Below are 20,764 nucleotides of genomic sequence, written 5' to 3'. Positions count from 1 at the left end.
TGCAACTAGTTTTTCAAAATCTACCGAAACATACTTTTAATGGATTTATATATAATTATTTTGCTTTGTTTGGCTGCTTTTGCAGCAGGTTTTATTGATGCTATTGTTGGTGGTGGCGGATTAATCCAAACCCCAATGGGATTGATTTTATTGCCAAATCTTCCAGTTTCTACAGTTATAGGGACGTTAAAAATCCCGGCATTTTCAGGGACTTCATTTGCTGCTTTTCAATATTTGAAAAAAGTAGTAATTCAATGGAAATTGCTGATTATTATGATGTGCTTGGCTGTTCCATCGGCATTTTTAGGTTCTACAATTTTGACATTGGTGAGTAATGATTTTATGAAACCGCTTTTATTGGTGGTTTTGTCGTTGTTGTTTGTTTATACGTATGCAAAGAAAAATTTTGGACAACATGTTGCGAAAGATCATTCAGAAATCACTCAGATTGTTTATGCCGTTGTAATCAGTATGATTGTTGGTTTTTATGATGGATTTATTGGCCCTGGTACGGGAAGTTTTTTTGTGGTGGCTATTATTGCACTGTTGGGTTTTGATTTTCTTCACGCTTCCGCGAATGCGAAAATGGTCAATCTTGCTACAAACTTTGGTTCGATATGTTTGTTTATGATTAAAGGAAAAATTATTTGGGCAATCGCAATCCCGATGGCAATCAGCAACGGACTTGGAGGGTGGCTAGGGGCAAAACTGGCTATCAATAAAGGGAATGGATTTATTAGGATTTTCTTTCTGATGGTTGTTGTAGGAACGCTGATTCGTTTTGCTTATGATGTTTTCTATAAGTAGTTCTGCATTATTTGCTTATATAGAGATTTGAAGAAATTTAAATCTGCCGTTAGGCACTCGATATCGGTAGAAATTATATATTAAATATATATTTAGCGTGCCGTAGGTACGCAATATTATTGTTATTGCGTACCTACGGCACGCCGATCAAATTCAAATCTATTTTTTGCTACCAATATAATGTGCCTAACGGCACATTTTTTTTATAGAACATTATATAATGTGTTTTATAACTAAGATTCTAAGTTGTTAAGTTTCTCTTCTTTTAGTTAAAAACTTAGCATCTTAGTATCTAAAAAAAAACTGTTTGAATTTAGCCCCGATTGAGGCGGTATCCTCGCAGCGGAGCGGAGAGATATAGCCGAAAGCGGGAAACCATGCCTGAAAAAATGCCTAATGTTCGGCTTAAAAAAAAGAAAAAACTTAGCATCTTAGAACCTTGGAATCTTAGTAGTTATTTAGAGTTTTAATTCTTATTTTTGCATATAAAGGAGATAAATTACATGCAGAAATATATTGACCAGCTCAACGAAGCGCAGAGAGCGCCTGTTTTAAAGAAAGACGGGCCAATGATTATTATTGCTGGTGCAGGTTCGGGAAAAACTCGAGTTTTAACGATTAGAATTGCTTATTTGATGCATCAGGGAATTGATGCATTCAATATTTTGTCGCTGACTTTTACTAATAAAGCGGCGAGGGAAATGAAACACAGGATTTCGGATATTGTGGGAGCATCTGAAGCGAAAAACCTTTGGATGGGAACGTTTCACTCGATTTTTGCTCGTATTCTTAGAGCAGAATCAGATCATTTGGGTTATCCTTCCAATTTTACTATTTATGATTCTCAGGATTCGGCCAGATTGATTTCTTCAATTATTAAAGAAATGCAGTTGGATCGCGATATCTATAAACCAAAACAGATTTTAGGACGTATATCTAGTTATAAAAACAGTTTAATTACCGTTAAAGCATATTTTAATAATCCAGAATTGGTTGAAGCCGATGCCATGGCAAAAAGACCAAGATTGGGTGAGATTTATCAGCAATATGTGGAGCGCTGTTTTAAAGCTGGTGCAATGGATTTTGATGATTTATTATTGAAAACCAATGAATTACTGACTCGTTTTCCTGAAGTTTTGGCAAAATACCAAAACCGTTTCCGCTATATTTTGGTTGATGAGTACCAAGATACGAATCACTCTCAGTATTTGATCGTTAGAGCTTTATCTGATAAATTTCAGAATATTTGTGTGGTTGGTGATGATGCGCAGAGTATTTATGCTTTCCGTGGAGCGAATATCAATAATATTTTGAACTTCCAGAAAGATTATGAAGGCGTGGTAATGTTCCGTTTGGAGCAGAATTACCGTTCGACACGAAATATCGTTGAAGCTGCAAATACTGTAATGGATCACAATAAAACAAAGCTTGATAAAGTAGTTTGGACAGCAAATGAATTTGGGCCAAGAATCAAAGTCCATAGAAGTTTGACCGATGCTGAAGAAGGCCGTTTTGTTGCCAGTACGATTTTTGAGCAGAAAATGCAGAATCAATTGCATAATGGCGCTTTCGCGATTTTATATAGAACGAATGCGCAATCGCGTGCAATGGAAGATGCATTGAGAAAACGTGATATTCCGTATCGAATTTATGGCGGTTTATCTTTTTACCAACGTAAAGAGATCAAAGACGTTTTATGCTATTTGCGTTTGGTTTTGAATCCAAAAGATGAGGAAGCTTTGATTCGTGTGATCAATTATCCGGCTCGTGGAATTGGAGATACTACTGTTGAAAAATTGACTATTGCGGCAAATCATTACAAACGTTCGATTTGGGAAGTAATGGTGAATATCGATAAAATCGATTTAAAACTGAATGCTGGGACAAAAAACAAATTGAAAGATTTTGTAACAATGATTCAGAGTTTTCAGGTTATTGATCAAAATCAGGATGCTTTTTACATTACGGATCACGTTGCAAAGAAAACCGGTTTGGTTCAGGAATTGAAAAAAGATGCTACGCCGGAAGGAATGGCAAAAATTCAGAATATAGAAGAACTTTTAAACGGTATCAAAGATTTTACTGAAGGACAAAGAGAAATTGACGGAGCTAGAGGTGCGCTTTCTGAATTTATGGAAGATGTAGCTTTAGCAACAGATTTAGATAAAGATACCAACGATGAAGATCGTGTGGCTCTAATGACAATTCACTTGGCAAAAGGACTTGAATTCCCACATGTTTTCGTTGTAGGAATGGAGGAAGATTTGTTTCCGTCTGCTATGAGTATGAGTACGAGAAGTGAATTGGAAGAAGAACGACGATTATTTTACGTAGCTTTAACTCGTGCTGAACATCAGGCGTATTTGACTTATGCACAGTCGCGCTATCGTTGGGGGAAACTGACAGATAGTGAACCGTCGCGTTTTATTGAGGAAATTGATGGTCAGTATTTAGAATATTTGACTCCGTCTGAAACTAATTATCGTTATAAATCACCAATTGACGGTGATATTTTTGGAGATGTTGATAAATCAAAACTACGATTATCTAAGCCAGTTGGAGGAACGCCACCAAAACATATTACAGATAATAATCCGAAACCGGATTTGAATATTAGAAAGCTTAAGCCAGTTGGCGGAACGAATCCAAATGCCGGTGCTCCAAACTTATTTGATAGTAAGTTAACGGTTGGAAATGTGGTAATGCACGAACGTTTTGGAAAAGGCGAAGTGATTAATCTGGAAGGTGTTGGCGCTGATAAAAAAGCCGAAATAAAATTTGAAGTAGGCGGAATCAAGAAATTGTTATTAAGATTTGCTAAATTAGATGTCGTAGGATAAAAAATGTTTTAAGTTTCAGGTTTCAAGTTGCTATCGAGTAACTTGAAACTTGAAACTTGAAACCTGACTCGAGGCAGAATGCTGAACAGGCGAAGCAAACAAATTAAACTTAAAACAAAAACAAAATGGCTGAATTCATAAAAATATATCCAGATAAACCTAGTGAAGCTGCAATTGCAAAAGTGGTGAAAGTGCTTCAGAATGGGGGATTGGTAATTTATCCTACAGATACTGTTTACGGTTTAGGTTGTGATATTACCAATTCGAGGGCTTTAGAAAAAATTGCAAAAATTAAAGGCGTTAAATTAGAGAAAGCAAATTTCTCGTTTATTTGTCACGATTTGAGCAATTTATCAGATTATGTACGTCAGATTGATACATCGACTTTCAAAATTCTGAAAAGAGCTTTGCCTGGTCCGTACACGTTTATTTTGCCAGGAAATAACAATTTGCCAAAAGAGTTTAAAAAGAAAACGACTGTTGGTATTCGTGTTCCTGATAATAATATTATTTTAGAGATTGTTCGGCAATTAGGAAATCCGGTGGTTTCAACTTCGATTCGTGATGAAGATGATGTAATTGAATATACTACAGATCCTGAATTGATTTTTGAAAAATGGCAGAATCTTGTCGATTTGGTAATTGATGGCGGTTATGGCGACAACGTTGGTTCAACAATAATTGATCTTTCAGAATATGAACCAGTTATCGTGAGAGAAGGTAAAGGAGATATTGATATTTTGTAAGAAAAGAAACAGAATATCTAGGATAATACAAAAAGGTTTGGTTAATTAGCTACTAATTAATCAAACCTTTTGTCTTTAATGAAAAAATTACTTACTCTTTTGTTTTTGTTATCTGCGGTCACTATATTTTCACAACATAATCTTAATGGTAAAATTACAGGTAAAGATAATATTCCGTTAGAAGGAGTGAATATTTACTATGATGGTACAACAATTTCAACAGTTTCAGATGCTGATGGAAAATTTTCGATCAAGTATGAACCTAATGCTAATAATATTTTAGTGATTAGCTTATTAGGATATCAAACCGAGTATCTTTCGGGTTTAGATGCTTCGAAGCCGTTAAACATAACAATGAAGATTTCGGAAAATGAGCTTAAAGAAGTTATTGTTAATAATAATAATGAGTTTACACGAGCTCAGAAATTAAAGTTGTTTAGAGAATATTTTTTAGGAACAACTAGTAATGCGAAATCAGCTATTATTAAAAATGAAGATGATATTAAATTTAATTATGATAAAAAGAATTTACTTTTTACGGCCTCTTCAGACAAACCTTTGGTAATTATAAATTCAGCCTTAGGATACAAAATTGATTTTGAGTTGGTGATTTTTGAAGTTTCTTTTAATAGATTTAGTATTAATTCATTAGATGCGTATAAGAATTTTTACGGTGGCGTGAGCCGATTTGAAGAAATTGATAATAGCGCCAAAGTTTTAAAAAGACGAGAAAAAACGTTTCAGGGATCGCAAATTCAGTTTTTCAGAAATTTAGCAAATACAGATTGGGAAGCTAAGAAGTTTTTATTGTTTAAAGGTAAATATAATCAGGATCCAACTAAATGCTTCAAAATAACTAAGGAAGACGATTTCGCAAAAGTAGAATTGATTCCTCAAGATAATGGCCAAAATACAAATCTAAACTCAAAGTATGTTGTAACATATAATCTTATCTTTGATAAAAAAGAAGCGTCGAGGATCACTTTTGAAACAAAAAGTTTTTATATTTATAAATATGGAAATAATTCAAATATTCAAGACATACTTTTTTCGGGGAAAATTTCGGAAAAAAGAGTTGGCGATATGTTGCCATTAAATTATGGGATGGAATAATGTAATGATGAAAATTACAACATGGTATATTTGTAAAAAAAAACTGAAATTGTGTAAATGTTAAAAAAATAATCACTAACTTTAATATAGTTAAAATTTAGTTAGTTGATTAAAAATAATGCTATTCTTAATTTATATTTAATTGGTTATTAAAAAAATTAAGGATACATAAAAGCAGGTCGTAAGACCTGCTTTTTCTGTTTTTATGATATGTAGAACAAGAATTATTTAGCTTGTTTTTTCATTTCTTTTTCGATCATATCATAGAACTGATCGATTTTTGGCATAACCACGATACGAGTTCTTCTGTTACGAGCTTTGTTTTCAGCGCTATCATTAGCAACTAATGGCACATAAGAGCTTCTACCAGCAGCAATTAATTTTGCAGGGTTAACTCCAAGATCATTTGTTAATACACGAACAATAGAAGTAGAACGTTTAACACTTAAATCCCAGTTGTCAAGGATAATTCCGTTGCTTTTGTATGGAACGTCATCAGTGTGACCTTCAACCATGCACTCAAAATCAGGTTTGTCGTTTACAACTTTAGCAACTTTAGCTAAAACAGATTTTGCTTTGTCGCTTACGTCATAACTTCCACTTTTGAATAATAATTTATCAGCGATAGAAATAAATACAACTCCTTTTTCAACATTGATTTCGATATCTGGATCGTTGATTCCAACAGCTCCTTTTAAACTTGTAACTAATGCTAAAGTTACACTGTCTTTTTTCGTAAGAGCATCTTGAAGTCTTGAGATTTTCAAATCTTTCTCTTTTAAGCTTTCTAGAGATTTTTCAAGGTTTTCTGCTCCTTTAGTAGTTAAAACAGTCAAATCTTTAGAGCTATTGATTAAATCTTGATTATGTGATTTCAAACCTTCAACTGTAGCAGCTAATCCAGCTTTTTCTTCTAGACAAGAATTTAATTTCACAGTACAAGAGTTTAATAAGTCTTGTGTCTCTTTGTTCTTAGCTTCAAGTGCAGCGTATTGCTTTTTCGATACACACGAAGTTAAGGCCATTAATACTGATAGTGCGATAACTATTTTTCTCATAGGTATTATATTTAATTAAACGTTGATTACAAATTTAGTTTTTAATATTTTGTTTACTGTTAAAGATTTCTTTAAAAACCAGCAATTTCTTTACGTAATATAGGTAAACGATACTTTTTACGGTATAGTATTGCTGTATTTGAAAATCTTTTCTCTTTTTTAAATACTTTAAAGATAGGCAATAAAAAGAGAAATGTGCCTTTAAAATGGCAAAAGTATGACTGAATTTTCCTTGTGTAAGAAAACGGATACCTGCAATTCCATCTAAAACCATTCGGAAGAAAATAGTGAAAAACAATCCTTTCTTGGGCAAATTTTTAACAAGCATCAATAATGAATTTCTAAAATTCAAAAATGTTTTCCTTGGATTTCCTTGCTGTAAAGTCGCGCCTCCAACATGATAAACAACTGACGTCGAATTATATTTGATGATATGCCCTTCATTTGCGGCGCGCCAGCATAAATCAATTTCTTCCTGATGCGCAAAAAAGCTTTCATCAAAACCGCCTAATTCATCAAAGACATGTTTTCGGATAAAAAAACATGCACCAGAAGCCCAAAATAATTCACAATTATCATTGTATTGGCCATTATCTTTTTCTACAGTGTCAAAAATACGTCCGCGACAAAACGGAAAACCGTATTTGTCAATAAATCCACCTGCTCCTCCGGCATATTCAAAATATTCTTTGTTTTTAAAGTCAAGAATTTTAGGCTGAATAATTGCGGTTTGTTTTTCAGATTCAAAAGTTTCCAATATGGGTTTCAACCAATTTTCAGTTACTTCAATATCTGAATTTACTAAAGCATAAATTTCTGCATCAATATGTTTCAAGGCATCATTGTAGCCTTTTGCAAAACCATAATTACCAGTATTTTTTACAATTTTTACTGTAGGGAAATTTTGTTGAACAAATTCAACTGAATTATCTGTAGAATCATTGTCGGCAACATAAATTGTTGCTCCTTCTGAAAACTGAATAACAGATGGTAAAAACTGCTCAAGCAATTTTACTCCGTTCCAATTTAAAATGACAACTGCTATTTTATCCAAAAGTTCTTAAATTATTTATTTTAATGGTTTTCTTTATAATCAGGAAGGCTTCTCAAAAACTTATATTTTTCGTTTTCAAAATCCATTTGACAATAAAAATGGTTTAGTCCGTTTGTGACATTCAAAAACCGTGCCTGCATTGTCATATTGTAACGAGCAATTTGATCAAAAGTTGCTTGAGAAATTTTTACTTCGGGCGCTTTGCATTCTACTAATATATGTATGGAACCGTTTGGATTAAAAACAACAACATCATATCTTTTTCTTAATCCATTGACTTTTAGAACTTTCTCAACATTTATTAGTGATTTGGGGTATTTTTTTTCGTGAATTAAAAAATGAACAACGTGTTGACGAACCCATTCTTCTGGCGTAAGAATGATAAATTTTTTTCTGATTTCATCAAAAATAGACACTTTATTTTCGCTATTTTTGAATCGGAAAGTGTAAGCTGGGAAATTTAATTGCTGCATAAAGCAAAAATATAAAATAGTTTCAGGTTTCAAGTTCAAAGTTTCAAGTTTTGGAACGATAACTTGAAACTTTGAACTTGAAACAAAATTTTTAATGGACGAAGTAATAAAAATTGTTAACGATATTAAAGCCGGAAATATAAAACCAATTTATTTTTTCATGGGCGAAGAGCCTTACTATATAGATAAGTTAACTGAATATATTGAGGAGAATGTACTCGCTGAAGAAGAGAAAGGTTTTAACCAAACTGTTTTATATGGAAGGGATGTTTCTATTGAAGATATTGTTTCAACGGCCAAGCGCTATCCTATGATGGCTGATCGTCAGGTTGTTATTGTAAAAGAAGCGCAAGATTTGTCTAGAAATATTGATAAATTAGAAGCCTATGCCAATAATCCAATGGAAACTACGGTTTTGGTTTTTTGCTACAAATACAAAACATTAGACAAACGTAAAAAGGTAACCAAAGTATTAGCTCAGAATGGATTGGTTTATGAAAGCAAGAAGCTTTACGAAAGCCAAGTTGGTGATTGGATAAAACGTATTTTGGCTGGAAAAAAATATACAATTGACCCCAAAGCAAATGCAATGCTAGTAGAATTTCTAGGGACCGATTTGAGCAAAATCAATAACGAACTTGAAAAACTTCAGATTATTTTGCCACAAGGCACCATGATTACAGCAGAACATATTGAAGAAAACATTGGGTTCAGTAAAGATTATAATGTTTTTGAGCTTCGAAAAGCCATTGGAGAACGAAATCAATTAAAAGCGTATAAAATAGCTGAAAATTTTGCCCACAATCCAAAAGAATATCCTCTAGTTATGACCACAGGATTGGTTTTCGGATTTTTTGTGCAGCTTTTAAAATACCACGGTTTGAAAGATAAAAACCCTAAAAATGTTGCTTCTGTTCTTGGTGTAAATCCATTTTTCTTGAAAGAATATGATTTGGCAGTTAAAAATTATCCAATGCGAAAAGTAAGTCAGATAGTTGGTGCTTTACGCGATATTGACGTAAAAAGCAAAGGAGTAGGAGCAAATGCACTTCCGCAATCTGATTTATTAAAAGAAATGCTTTATAAAATATTTAATTAAGCCGTAATAATTCACGATATTTGCCTTTCTAAAAAATAATCAGATTAAAAAATAATTACACAATTATGGGAATGAATAAAAATACCATTTTAGGATGGGCTACTTTGATAATGGTGCTTATGGGATTGTTACTAATTGGTCTAGGCGTTTTTAGATACAGTGATGTTTCAGGCTGGGGATTTGGTGCAGTTGGAGTTGGTTTCTTTGCTAATGCCTGGGTATTCAATGCTTTGAAAGGAAGAGTTTAATCTGTTTTTGATCATAATAAATAATTTAAATAAAAAATAAAAACAAATGTCAGACGATAAGAAAGTAATTTTCTCAATGCAGAAATTGAGCAAAACCTATCAAGGAGCAGACAAACCAGTACTTAAAAATATTTATTTGAGTTTCTTTTATGGAGCTAAGATTGGTATTTTGGGACTTAACGGTTCTGGAAAATCTTCACTTTTAAAAATTATTGCTGGAGTTGATAAAAACTACCAAGGTGATGTGGTTTTTCAGCCGGGTTATACTGTAGGTTATTTAGAGCAAGAGCCAATTCTTGATGATTCTAAAACAGTTATTGAAATTGTTCGTGAAGGAGCAGCAGAAACTATGGCAGTTTTAGAAGAGTACAATCAAATCAATGATTTATTTGGTCTTCCAGAATATTACGAAGATCAAGACAAAATGGATAAATTGATGGACCGTCAAGCGGCGTTGCAAGACAAAATTGATGCTCTTGGTGCTTGGGAAATCGATACAAAATTAGAAATCGCAATGGATGCATTGCGTACTCCAGAAGGTGATACGCCTATTAAAAACCTTTCAGGTGGAGAGCGTCGTCGTGTAGCTTTATGTCGTTTGTTGCTGCAACAGCCAGATGTATTGTTATTAGATGAGCCTACCAACCACCTTGATGCTGAGTCTGTACTTTGGTTAGAGCAGCATTTGGCGCAATATTCAGGAACTGTAATTGCGGTAACGCACGACCGTTATTTCTTGGATAATGTGGCAGGATGGATTTTAGAGTTGGATAGAGGAGAAGGTATTCCGTGGAAAGGAAACTATTCTTCTTGGTTGGATCAAAAATCAAACCGTTTGGCACAAGAAGAAAAAGTAGCTTCTAAACGTAGAAAAACTTTAGAACGTGAGTTGGAGTGGGTTCGTCAAGGTGCAAAAGGTCGTCAGACGAAACAAAAAGCGCGTTTACAGAACTATGACAAATTATTAAATGAAGATCAAAAACAACTTGATGAAAAGTTAGAGATCTATATCCCGAATGGTCCTCGTTTAGGAACAAATGTTATTGAAGCTAAAAATGTAGCGAAAGCTTTTGGTGATAAATTATTATATGATAATTTGAACTTTACGTTGCCACAAGCGGGAATTGTTGGAATTATCGGACCTAACGGTGCTGGTAAATCGACTATTTTCAAAATGATTATGGGTGAACAAGCTACAGACAGCGGAGAATTTTCAGTTGGAGATACTGTAAAAATTGCTTACGTAGATCAGTCTCATGCTAATATTGATCCAAATAAATCAATCTGGGAAAACTTCGCTGATGGTCAGGAACTAATTATGATGGGCGGTAAGCAAGTAAACTCAAGAGCTTATTTATCACGTTTCAACTTTGGTGGCGGTGAGCAAAACAAAAAAGTGTCAATGCTTTCTGGTGGAGAACGTAACCGTTTGCACTTGGCAATGACTTTGAAGGAAGAAGGAAACGTTCTTTTACTGGATGAGCCTACGAACGACCTTGACGTAAATACACTTCGTGCACTTGAAGAAGGTTTGGAGAATTTCGCTGGTTGCGCTGTAATTATTTCTCACGACAGATGGTTCTTAGATAGAATTTGTACACACATTCTAGCTTTTGAAGGAGATTCTGAAGTTTATTTCTTTGAAGGAAGTTTTACGGAGTATGAAGAAAATAAAAAGAAACGTCTTGGAAATGATTTAACTCCAAAACGTATTAAATACAGAAAGTTAATTAGATAACTTTAATTAATTTCCAATTTTAAAAAATCCCAAATTCCAATTATTGTGAATTTGGGATTTTTCTATTTTTATAATTCTTTGCCTTAAGTTTGTCATTTCGACGAAGGAGAAATCACACTAGAAACTCGACAAAGATTGAAGAATTGTTTTATGGAATTTCGTATGTGATTTCTCCTTCGTCGAAATGACAAGATTGCGCTAAATTGGAGTTTGGAATTTAAAAATTTGGAATTTTACAAAAACTTGGATTTCAATTCTGGAGTAGGAATCATACAGCTTTCTTTCTTGCCGTACCAGTTGTATCTGTTTTTTGCAACATAATCATAAATTCTATCGCTGATGAAAATAGGAACAATTCTAAAAATTGGCGTCAATTTCCAAACACCACCAAAATTTTTGGCTATTTCGATCACAGCAGAAGATTTATAAAAATAAGCTGTTCCAGGATTATACATAATTATGCTGTCCATTTTAGAAAAACTGATTCCTAAATGTTTGCAAATGGAAATTCCTAAATCAGATTGCAATGCGACAAATCTGAAAATATCTTTTTTATCGTGTTTGATAATAAATTGTACCGCAGAACTGCAGAGATTGCAAACTCCGTCAAAAAGAACTATTTTTTTATTATTTGGAAGGCTTTCCATTTTATAGTTTTAAAGTAAAAACTTTGTCAAAGTTTCAAACTTTGACAAAGCTCTATAGATTTAAAGAATTAATTTTATCTATTGATTTTTTGATTTTTATCAAAATAACAAATTAAAAATGGCCTTCATAAATTGATTTTAATCGAATTTTAGAAAAAGACAATCTTATTTTGCTTTAAAAATAAAAACGTCTATTAAATCGCTTTATTTTAGTTTAACTGTTTTTTATGTCAATTTTTAAGACTAAAAACTGTGACTGCGACTGAAAACCTATTTTTTAACAGCTTCAACCAATTCCAATTCATCCAAACTTACTTTCGAAGTAAAAATTCCATAATTAACTGTTGCTTTATTTTTTTCGATTGAATCAATACTTCCAACAGATCTTCCGTCAAGCATTCTTACTCGGTCGCCAACTTTTAAAATTGGTTTTGGTTTTTCTACAACAGGTTTAAGTTTTTTCTCTTTTTTCTCTTTTCGAATTTCTTCAACTTTTACCTGAACTTCAGCAATAATTTCTTTTTGTTTTTCAACTTTTGCTTTGACTTCTTTTGGTGTTGCTTTTTTACGTTTTGAATTTTCTATCTCAACAATTTTCAAAAATTCGCCAATTAGTTCTTTTTTGTTTTTGTTGTTGAAATACTTCTCGGCAATATCATCAATTTTTTGTCCTATATATATAATCTTCTGATTGCTGTCGTACAATTCCTGATAGCTTTCTAATTTTTGTTGGATTTTAGTATTGATGTTTTCCATCTTTTTGCTTTCCTCGCGCGCTCTGGTTTCTTCTTCTTTTAAATTCAAAGAAGTTTTTTCCAGTTTTGATCGCTCTTTTTGAAGTGTTGCGATGGTTTTGTCAAAACGAACTTTTCCAACTTCGATTTTCTTTTTCGCACGATTGATCAGTCCAAACGGAATTCCATTTTTTTGAGCAACCTCAAAAGTAAACGAACTTCCTGCCTGTCCCAAAGCCAATTTATACATTGGTTCGAGAGATTTTTCGTCGAACATCATATTGGCATTTGTTGCGTATGGCAATTCGTTGGCAAGAATTTTTAAATTGGAATAATGCGTCGTGATAATTCCGAAAGCTTCACGATGGTAAAATTCTTCCAAGAAAATTTCAGCCAAAGCTCCACCAAGTTCTGGATCAGAACCTGTACCAAATTCGTCAATTAAAAACATGGTTTTTCTATTGCATTTCTTCAAGAAATAATTCATGTTTTTTAATCGGTAGCTGTATGTACTTAAGTGATTTTCAATTGATTGATTGTCTCCGATGTCGGTTAGGATTCTGTCAAACAAGAAAGTTTCACTTCTTTCGTGAACCGGAATTAAAATTCCTGATTGCAACATTAATTGCAACAAACCAACTGTTTTTAAGGAAATAGTTTTTCCTCCAGCGTTTGGTCCAGAAATTACGATAATTCGGTTTTCTTGTTTTAGCTCAATTGTTTGTGGATGCGTAACTTCCTTTTTCTGTTTGTTGTTTAAATACAAAATTGGGTGATAGGCTTCTCTAAAAAACAATCTTCTTTCTTCAGTAATTGTTGGCAAAATTCCGTTGATTCGGTTTGCATATTTAGCTTTTCCAGCAACCACATCAATGTCGCTCAAAAAGTCTTGATATTCAATTAATAAAGGGAGATACGGGCGAATTACATTCGATAAATTCTTTAGAATTCTTGTAATTTCTTCTTTCTCTTCATATTCTAAATTAGCTAATTCTCTAGAATATTTCAAAGTAGCTTCAGGTTCGATATATGCAATGCTTCCAGTTTTCGAACTTCCTAAAATTGATCCTTTTACTTTTCGGCGATACATAGCTAAAACCGCTAAAACCCTGCGGTTTTGCACAAAACTTTCCTTAATATCATCCAAATATCCTAGACCATTGTATTGAGTTAAGGCAACACCAAAACTTTGGTTTACTTTTCCTCGAACCAAATTCATATTTTGGCGAATTCCAGCTAAGGCAGGTGATGCATTGTCTTTGATTTCTCCATATTTATCAACAATTGTATCAATTGCGGTAATGATGTCTTTGGTCAACTCAACACGAGAAGCTCTGGCATTTAAGTTTGGATAATAATCATTGAATTTTTTCAAGAAATGCAACAATACATTTGTGGTTGCAGAAAGATTGGCAATTTTTCTAAAACTTCCTACTTCAAGAAAGCTGTCTTCAATTGCTAAAAATTTAATTTCATGCGTAATAGCGTCAAATCCATGATTCGGAATGGCGTTGTTATTTTGAAAAGAAGAAACATATTCTGATGTCTGCATCAGCGACTGCATTAGCTCTTCTTTGTCTCTAAATGGTTTTATTTGTAAAGCCTTTTCTTTTCCAATATCAGTATTGCAACCATCTGAAATGGTTTCAAGTACGGTTGGAAATTGTAAATCTTGTAATGTTTTTTCTGTAATAGATACCATTATATATCGTAAGTTGTAAGATTTCAAAGTTACAAAGTTTTGAAACTAAAATGCATTATTTGTTGGCACTTTGAAGAAAACTTTGCGTAATTTGTAATAAAATTTTAAAAATGAAAATTAATTTATCTCAAGATTGGCAAACTGTTTTGGAAGACGAAATTCAGAAACCTTATTTTAGGGATTTGATGGACGCGTTAGATATAGAGTACAAAACACACACCTGCTATCCGCCAGCCGAATTGATTTTCTCCGCCTTTAATAATTGTAGTTTTTCAGACTTGAAAATTGTAATTATTGGCCAAGATCCTTATCATGGAGAAGGAGAAGCCAATGGTTTGAGCTTTTCTGTAAATGATAATATCAAAATCCCGCCCTCGCTTCGCAATATTTTCAGAGAAATAAATACCGATTTTGATTCGATTTTTATGCCAACTTCAGGAAATCTTGAAAAATGGGCACAGCAAGGTGTATTGCTTTTAAATGCCTCTTTGACCGTGCGAAAAGATAGCCCAAATAGCCATAAACATCTAAAGTGGAATGTTTTTACTGATGCCGTTATCCAGACAATTTCTGACCAGAAAGAAAATGTTGTTTTTCTTTTATGGGGCAGTTTTGCTCAGAAAAAAGGGCTAAAGATTGATCGTTCAAAACATTATGTTTTAGAATCTGGACATCCTTCACCAATGAGTGCTAATCAAGGAAAGTGGTTTGGAAACAAACATTTCAGCCAAACGAATGCTTTTCTAAAATCAAAGAAAATTAAAGAAATAGAGTGGTTTTAATATTTGAGGGAAACTATTTTTCAGTTTCTTTTTTGATAATGTCTTCTAAAACAGCTTTATTTTCATAATTAACCACTTTTAGAATGATTTCCTGATTTTTTACTGTTTTTCCTTCAATGATATAAAGCTTTCCTTTTTTATATGGGATATTACTTTGGTCAAAATCAACATCTCCGTAAGTCAACGTGTTTTTTACATCTGCAGTGTCGACCCATTTTTCGTTTAAGGTTTGAACAGCTTTGTCTGAATATTGAAAAGGTTTTGTTCTCAGATTATTTAAAACTCTGGCATTTGGGAAATAATTGCAACGCGTATCTTTTCCAATAAAAAATCCTGATACGATAAAACATCCTAATACAAGGCCAATAAGATAATATGCAAAACGGTGTACGAACTTCATGAAATAAAATTTTTGCAAAGGTACACTAAAGTTCCTTTAAAAAACAAGTAAATTAATATCGTTGTCTGGCAAATCAAACCAATCACCAATGGCTTTGTTTGTAAGGATTCCGTGGTACAAATAAATTCCGTTTTTAAGGCCTTTATTGCATCGAATAGCACTTTCTAAACCACCATCTTCGGCTATCTGATGAAGATAAGGAGTTAAAATGTTACTTATTGATAATGAGGCAGTTTTGGAATATCGAGAAGGGATATTTGGTACGCAATAGTGTAAAACATTGTTTTTAATAAAGGTCGGTTTTTCATGTGTCGTTACTTCAGAGCTTTCGAAACAGCCACCTGTATCAATACTGACATCTACAATTACGGCACCTTTTTTCATGTGCTCGACCATAGTTTCGGTTACTACAATCGGGCAACGTTCTTTTCCTCGCATCGCTCCAATCGCTACATCACAACGGCGTAAAGCTTTCAATAAACCTTTTTGCTGGATTGTTGAAGTGAAAATTCTTTGGTTTAAATTGTTTTGCAAACGTCGCAATTTTGTAATTGAATTATCAAAAACTTTTACGTTTGCGCCAAGTCCAATTGCCGTTTTAGCGGCAAATTCACCAACAGTTCCAGCTCCAAGAATCACAACTTCGGTAGGAGGAACCCCAGTTATATTCCCAAACAAAAGTCCTTTTCCAAATTCGTCAGTAATCATTAATTCGGCGGCAATAAGAATTGAGGCAGTTCCAGCAATTTCGCTTAAGGATTTTACTGCTGGATATGATCCATCTTCATCTTTAATATATTCAAAAGCTAATGCTGTGATTTTCTTTTGTGCCAAAGCTTCGAAGTACGCTTTCTTTTTGGTTTTAAGCTGAATAGCTGAAATAATCACCGTTTCAGGATTAATCATTTCAATTTCAGCTAAAGTAGGCGGTTCTACTTTTAATAAAAACGGACAGCCAAAAACTCTTTTGGTATCTTTTGTAATTTCGGCGCCGGCATCAGCATATTCTTTATCAGTATAGCTCGAACTTTCGCCTGCACCAGATTCAATCATTACTCTGTGTCCTTCATAAGTAAGTGAGTTTACAGCATCAGGAGTTAGACATATACGACGTTCCTGATAGCTAGTTTCTTTCGGAATTCCTATGAAAAGTTCTCTTTTAAAACGACCAATCTCAAGTTTTTCTTCTTGTGGGATTAATTGTTGTTTTGTAAATGGAGTTAACGTGATTGACATGGGTTGTGCAAAAAATTAAAGGTACAAATTACGCAAAAAGATTTAAAATTAATGCAAAAATTCTGCTAATACTACAATGGCAATGTTAAGAAATTTTTTTCTCCATTTTTATGTCGGCTCTTTCGTAAATGCCCGACTCTAAAGGGATTTCGACGAAACCAAATTTTTTGTACAAATGAATTGCTGGATGCAAAATAGTATTTGAATACAAAAAGAGTGTTTTTATATCTTTTTCTTTAGCAATTTTTATGCAATGTTCAAGAAGTTTGTTGCCAATTCCGAGTCCTTGAGCTTTATCAGAAACGGCCATTTTGCTTAATTCGAAAGTAGAATCGTTAATTTTTAATAATGAAGCCGTTCCGATAATTTCGTTATTGTATTGCGCATAGAAAATCATGCCGCCTTTATCAATAATTTCTTCTTGCGGATTAGAAAGCGTGATTTTGTCTTTGGCTTCAACTCTGAAGTATTTTTCTAGCCAAGCAATATTCAAGATTTTAATATGTTCTTTTAAATCTGCAGAAAAGGGGATTATTTCTACTTGTTTTGAGGTATTCATTGTTGTTTTATTTCTTAGAGAATGCAAAACTTCTCAAAGTTTTATGCTAATTCAAGTTGTCGTTTTCCATCTATCAATAATTCAATATTGATTGTCGAATATTCTTCAGGAAGCAAATTGGCGATTTTTTCAGACCATTCTATGAAGCACCAGTTTCCAGAATATAAATAATCGTCAACGCCCATGTCAAGCGCTTCAGTTTCTTTGTTTAATCTGTAAAAGTCAAAATGGTAAACTGTTTGATTGTTAGAAGTTTGATATTCGTTTACTAAAGAAAAAGTTGGGCTGCTTGTGGCATCTTCAACTCCTAAAGTTTTGCATAATTGTTTAATCAAGGTTGTTTTTCCTACACCCATTTCTCCATTGAAAAGAATGATTTTTTTAGGATTTGAAGCAATAATCTGCTCTGCAACTTCTTGAATTTGATCTAATGAAAAAACGATGCTCATTTTTACTGTTTTGTTTAGTCTCAGTCGCAGTCACAGTTTTCAGTTCTTAACTGCGACTGAAAACTGGGACTGAAAACTTTTTATTTAGGATTAAATACCAAGAACGGAATAATCATTTCTTCCAATGAAATTCCGCCATGTTGATAGGTGTTTTTGTAATAACTCACATAATGATTGTAGTTGTTTACATAGGCCAAAAAGAAATCATTTTTAGCGAAAATAAACGAACTGCTCATGTTTATGGCAGGCAAGCCAATTGTTTTTGGCTCTTTTACCACATAAACATCTTTTTGTTCGTATGTCAAACTACGCCCAGTTTTGTAACGCAAATTTAGACTTGTATTTTTATCTCCAACAACTTTCGATGGATTTTTTACATTTATTGTTCCGTGATCTGTTGTTAAAATCAGTTTGAAACCTAATAGCTGAGCCTGTTGAATAATTTCTAACAAAGGCGAGTTTTTAAACCAGCTCAAAGTCAATGAACGATAGGCCTTATCATCTGAAGCTAATTCTTTAACGACTTCCATTTCAGTTTTAGCGTGCGAAAGCATGTCAACGAAATTGTAAACCACAGTTACTAAATCATTTCCTTTTAAGGCTTTAAAGTTTTCTGCCAGTTTTTTTCCGCCAGCGTAATTCGTGATTTTGAAATAATCTTCCTTAATATTTAAGCCTAAACGTTTTAATTGTGCTGAAAGGAATTCGGCTTCATAAAGATTTTTCCCGCCATCTTCTACATCATTTTTCCAATATTCAGGGAATTGTTTTTCCATTTCTAGAGGCATTAAACCAGAGAAAATTGCATTTCTGGCATATTGAGTAGCGGTTGGAAGAATAGAGAAATATGGAACTTCTTTTTCTAGTTTGTAATAATTTGAGACAACACTTTCAAAAGATTTCCACTGATCGTAACGAAGATTATCGATGACCACAAAAAGTATAGGTTTGTCTTTCTTTTTGATTTCAGGAACCACCAATTCTTTGAATAAAGTATTGGATTGAATAGGTTTGTCTGCTTTTGGAGCAAACCAATCTTCATAATTTCGTTCAATATATTTTCCGAATTGCGAATTTGCCTCTACTTTTTGAGATTCCAGAATTTCGATCATCGCCGTGTCGTTGATGTCTTCCAGTTTTAGTTCCCAAAAAAGTAATTTTTTATACAATTCAACCCAGTCTTCATAAGAATTAACCATTGCCAATTCCATTGAAATTTTTCGGAATTCTTTCTGATAATCGAGTGTGGTTTTTTCAGTAATCAACCTTGAATCCTCTAGATTTTTCTTCAAACTTAACAGGATTTGATTCGGATTCACAGGTTTTATCAAGTAATCGGCAATTTTAGACCCAATTGCTTCTTCCATAATATATTCTTCCTCGCTTTTGGTGATCATAATCATAGGAATTGCCGATTTTTTCTCTTTCATTTCAGAAAGTGTTTCCAAACCGCTCATTCCTGGCATGTTTTCATCCAAAAAAACAATGTCAAAATTATCTTCTTCGAATAAAGCGACTGCATCAAGACCGTTGTTGCAGGTTGTTACCGAATAATTTTTTTTCTCCAGAAATAATATATGTGGCTTTAAAAGATCGATTTCATCATCGACCCAAAGTATTTTTATCTTATCCATAAATAAATTTATTTTTCATGCAATTTAGAAGTATAGAACTTAAAAAGTATTAAAAATAGTATAAATTTAAGATAAATGAAAGCTATTTTTTAGATAAAAACTTTGTGATATTAGAGTATTTGTCTCAAAATCAGTTGAATTTAATGTCAACTTTTAAATGAAAAACTATAGTTAATTACTTATATTTGTTCACCTAAAAAAATAACCAAATAGTGACTCATATCAATAAGTTAAAAATATTCAATGATCCCATTTACGGGTTTATTACAATCCCGAACGAGCTTATTTACGATTTAATCCAGCATCCATATTTTCAGCGTTTGCGCCGTATTTCACAAATGGGTTTGTCGTATTTGGTTTATCCTGGCGCCAATCATACACGCTTTCATCACGCTTTGGGATGCATGCATTTGATGAAAAAAGCAATTGATACGCTTCGTTTTAAAGATGTTGCAATTTCTGAAGAAGAAGAAAATGCGTTGCTGATAGCAATTTTGCTTCACGATATTGGACACGGACCGTTTTCTCATGCCATGGAAAAGAGTATTGTTGAAGATGTGCACCACGAAGCGATTTCTTTATTGTTTATGAATCAGTTGAATGAAGAATTTGACGGAAGATTAAGTTTGGCTATTCAGGTTTTTAAAGGAGAATATCACAGAAAATTCATGTTGCAGTTGATTTCGAGCCAATTAGATATGGATCGAATGGATTATTTAAAACGTGATAGTTTTTATACTGGAGTTGCAGAAGGAAATGTCAATTCTGAACGATTGATTCAGATGATGAATGTTGAGAATGACATTTTAGTTATAGAAGAGAAGGGAATATATTCGGTTGAGAAATTTCTGCTTTCAAGACGATTGATGTATTGGCAAGCCTATTTGCATAAAACAAGTTTGGTTGCCGAATTGATTTTAATGAAAGTATTAAAAAGAGCAAAAGAGCTTACATTAAAAGGAATTGCTCTTCCTTGCAGTGAGCCCCTTTTGTTTTTTATGCAAAACAAAATTACGCTTGAAGATTTTGATGCCGAAAAATTGGATTTGTTTTCTCAATTAGACGATTTTGATATTATAAGTGCTTTGAAAGCATGGCAAAGACAAGATGACTTTATACTTTCTACTTTGAGCAAAATGATTATCAATAGAGATTTGCTTAAAATTAAAATGAGCGCAGAGAAGATTTCAATGGAAGAATCTCAAGCAATGAAAGAAGAGTTTGCTCAAGATCATCGTATTTCATTGTTAGAAGCCGGTTATTTTATTTTTAGAGGAAAAATTAAAAACCAAGCCTACAGCAAAGCAGCGGAACCGATACGAATTTTGAAAAAAGATAAGACAATTGAGGATGTTGTTGAAGCATCTGACCAGCTGAATTTGAAATCGTTATCTAAATTGGTCACAAAATATTACATCTGTTTTCCAAAACAACTTATCTAAAAT

Annotated in this window: 19 protein-coding genes; 9 read left to right on the top strand and 10 right to left on the bottom strand. The window is 33.2% G+C overall.

The window, feature by feature from the left end:
* Nucleotides 1-39: 39 nt before the first annotated feature.
* The 4 genes from EYY60_RS20100 (at nt 40) to EYY60_RS20085 (ending at nt 5,506) form a co-directional block, all read left to right on the top strand.
* Nucleotides 40-807: a sulfite exporter TauE/SafE family protein gene (locus EYY60_RS20100; RefSeq protein ID WP_132991066.1), complete on the top strand. Its 768-nt coding sequence runs from the start codon at nt 40-42 to the stop codon at nt 805-807.
* A 503-nt stretch (nt 808-1,310) separates the two neighbouring features.
* The gene (locus tag EYY60_RS20095) at nt 1,311-3,647 is read left to right on the top strand and encodes an ATP-dependent helicase (protein WP_132991065.1); all 2,337 of its coding nucleotides are present in this window, start codon (nt 1,311-1,313) and stop codon (nt 3,645-3,647) included.
* A 125-nt stretch (nt 3,648-3,772) separates the two neighbouring features.
* Nucleotides 3,773-4,393 (top strand): L-threonylcarbamoyladenylate synthase, encoded by a 621-nt coding sequence (locus tag EYY60_RS20090; RefSeq protein WP_132991064.1) that lies wholly within the window; start codon nt 3,773-3,775, stop codon nt 4,391-4,393.
* 78 nt (nt 4,394-4,471) lie between these two features.
* Nucleotides 4,472-5,506: a carboxypeptidase-like regulatory domain-containing protein gene (locus EYY60_RS20085; protein WP_132991063.1), complete on the top strand. Its 1,035-nt coding sequence runs from the start codon at nt 4,472-4,474 to the stop codon at nt 5,504-5,506.
* Nucleotides 5,507-5,730: 224 nt separating this feature from the next.
* Here the strand turns inward: EYY60_RS20085 and EYY60_RS20080 are convergent, their stop codons facing one another.
* The 3 genes from EYY60_RS20080 to EYY60_RS20070 are packed head-to-tail and all read right to left on the bottom strand — an operon-like array spanning nt 5,731 to nt 8,091.
* The gene (locus EYY60_RS20080) at nt 5,731-6,564 is read right to left on the bottom strand and encodes an OmpA/MotB family protein (protein WP_026729768.1); all 834 of its coding nucleotides are present in this window, start codon (nt 6,562-6,564) and stop codon (nt 5,731-5,733) included.
* Nucleotides 6,565-6,598: 34 nt separating this feature from the next.
* On the bottom strand, nt 6,599-7,618 hold the full coding sequence (locus EYY60_RS20075; protein WP_132991062.1) for a glycosyltransferase family 2 protein: 1,020 nt from the start codon (nt 7,616-7,618) through the stop codon (nt 6,599-6,601).
* Nucleotides 7,619-7,638: 20 nt separating this feature from the next.
* Complete coding sequence (locus tag EYY60_RS20070) at nt 7,639-8,091, bottom strand: type I restriction enzyme HsdR N-terminal domain-containing protein (protein WP_132991061.1); 453 nt, start codon at nt 8,089-8,091, stop codon at nt 7,639-7,641.
* Nucleotides 8,092-8,185: 94 nt separating this feature from the next.
* Between EYY60_RS20070 and holA the strand changes: the two genes are divergently transcribed.
* The 3 genes from holA (at nt 8,186) to ettA (ending at nt 11,176) form a co-directional block, all read left to right on the top strand.
* A complete protein-coding gene (holA, locus tag EYY60_RS20065) occupies nt 8,186-9,190 on the top strand; it encodes a DNA polymerase III subunit delta (RefSeq protein WP_132991060.1) in 1,005 nt (334 codons plus the stop codon).
* A gap of 65 nt (nt 9,191-9,255) precedes the next feature.
* Nucleotides 9,256-9,438, top strand: coding sequence for a CAL67264 family membrane protein (locus EYY60_RS20060; RefSeq protein ID WP_035108693.1), 183 nt, complete (start codon nt 9,256-9,258; stop codon nt 9,436-9,438).
* 46 nt (nt 9,439-9,484) lie between these two features.
* Nucleotides 9,485-11,176, top strand: a complete 1,692-nt coding sequence (gene ettA / locus EYY60_RS20055; RefSeq protein ID WP_132991059.1) for an energy-dependent translational throttle protein EttA — start codon at nt 9,485-9,487, stop codon at nt 11,174-11,176.
* 233 nt (nt 11,177-11,409) lie between these two features.
* Here the strand turns inward: ettA and EYY60_RS20050 are convergent, their stop codons facing one another.
* Together EYY60_RS20050 and EYY60_RS20045 are read right to left on the bottom strand one after the other, a co-directional pair.
* Entirely contained in the window at nt 11,410-11,823 is a 414-nt protein-coding gene (locus EYY60_RS20050; protein WP_132991058.1) for a thiol-disulfide oxidoreductase DCC family protein, read from the bottom strand.
* Between the two features lie 270 nt (nt 11,824-12,093).
* Nucleotides 12,094-14,259 carry an endonuclease MutS2 gene (locus tag EYY60_RS20045; protein WP_132991437.1) on the bottom strand — a complete coding sequence of 722 codons (2,166 nt, stop codon included), beginning with the start codon at nt 14,257-14,259 and terminating at the stop codon, nt 12,094-12,096.
* A gap of 110 nt (nt 14,260-14,369) precedes the next feature.
* Between EYY60_RS20045 and EYY60_RS20040 the strand changes: the two genes are divergently transcribed.
* The gene (locus EYY60_RS20040) at nt 14,370-15,041 is read left to right on the top strand and encodes a uracil-DNA glycosylase (RefSeq protein WP_132991057.1); all 672 of its coding nucleotides are present in this window, start codon (nt 14,370-14,372) and stop codon (nt 15,039-15,041) included.
* 13 nt (nt 15,042-15,054) lie between these two features.
* Here EYY60_RS20040 and EYY60_RS20035 read toward each other — a convergent pair whose 3' ends face one another.
* From EYY60_RS20035 to porX, 5 genes are all read right to left on the bottom strand, one after another.
* A complete protein-coding gene (locus EYY60_RS20035) occupies nt 15,055-15,441 on the bottom strand; it encodes a DUF4258 domain-containing protein (protein WP_026729776.1) in 387 nt (128 codons plus the stop codon).
* 36 nt (nt 15,442-15,477) lie between these two features.
* Entirely contained in the window at nt 15,478-16,677 is a 1,200-nt protein-coding gene (locus EYY60_RS20030; protein WP_132991056.1) for an alanine dehydrogenase, read from the bottom strand.
* A gap of 85 nt (nt 16,678-16,762) precedes the next feature.
* A complete protein-coding gene (locus tag EYY60_RS20025) occupies nt 16,763-17,236 on the bottom strand; it encodes a GNAT family N-acetyltransferase (RefSeq protein ID WP_132991055.1) in 474 nt (157 codons plus the stop codon).
* 41 nt (nt 17,237-17,277) lie between these two features.
* Nucleotides 17,278-17,685: a tRNA (adenosine(37)-N6)-threonylcarbamoyltransferase complex ATPase subunit type 1 TsaE gene (gene tsaE / locus EYY60_RS20020; RefSeq protein WP_132991054.1), complete on the bottom strand. Its 408-nt coding sequence runs from the start codon at nt 17,683-17,685 to the stop codon at nt 17,278-17,280.
* An 80-nt stretch (nt 17,686-17,765) separates the two neighbouring features.
* Entirely contained in the window at nt 17,766-19,319 is a 1,554-nt protein-coding gene (gene porX / locus EYY60_RS20015) for a T9SS response regulator signal transducer PorX (protein WP_132991053.1), read from the bottom strand.
* A gap of 212 nt (nt 19,320-19,531) precedes the next feature.
* Between porX and EYY60_RS20010 the strand changes: the two genes are divergently transcribed.
* On the top strand, nt 19,532-20,761 hold the full coding sequence (locus EYY60_RS20010; protein WP_132991052.1) for an HD domain-containing protein: 1,230 nt from the start codon (nt 19,532-19,534) through the stop codon (nt 20,759-20,761).
* The last annotated feature ends 3 nt before the right edge of the window (nt 20,762-20,764 follow it).

This window comes from Flavobacterium zhairuonense, assembly GCF_004352915.1.
In the GTDB taxonomy this organism is placed as follows: domain Bacteria; phylum Bacteroidota; class Bacteroidia; order Flavobacteriales; family Flavobacteriaceae; genus Flavobacterium; species Flavobacterium zhairuonense.
Note: the sequence above shows the minus strand (reverse complement) of the source record. Positions and strands in the feature narration are given on the sequence as shown.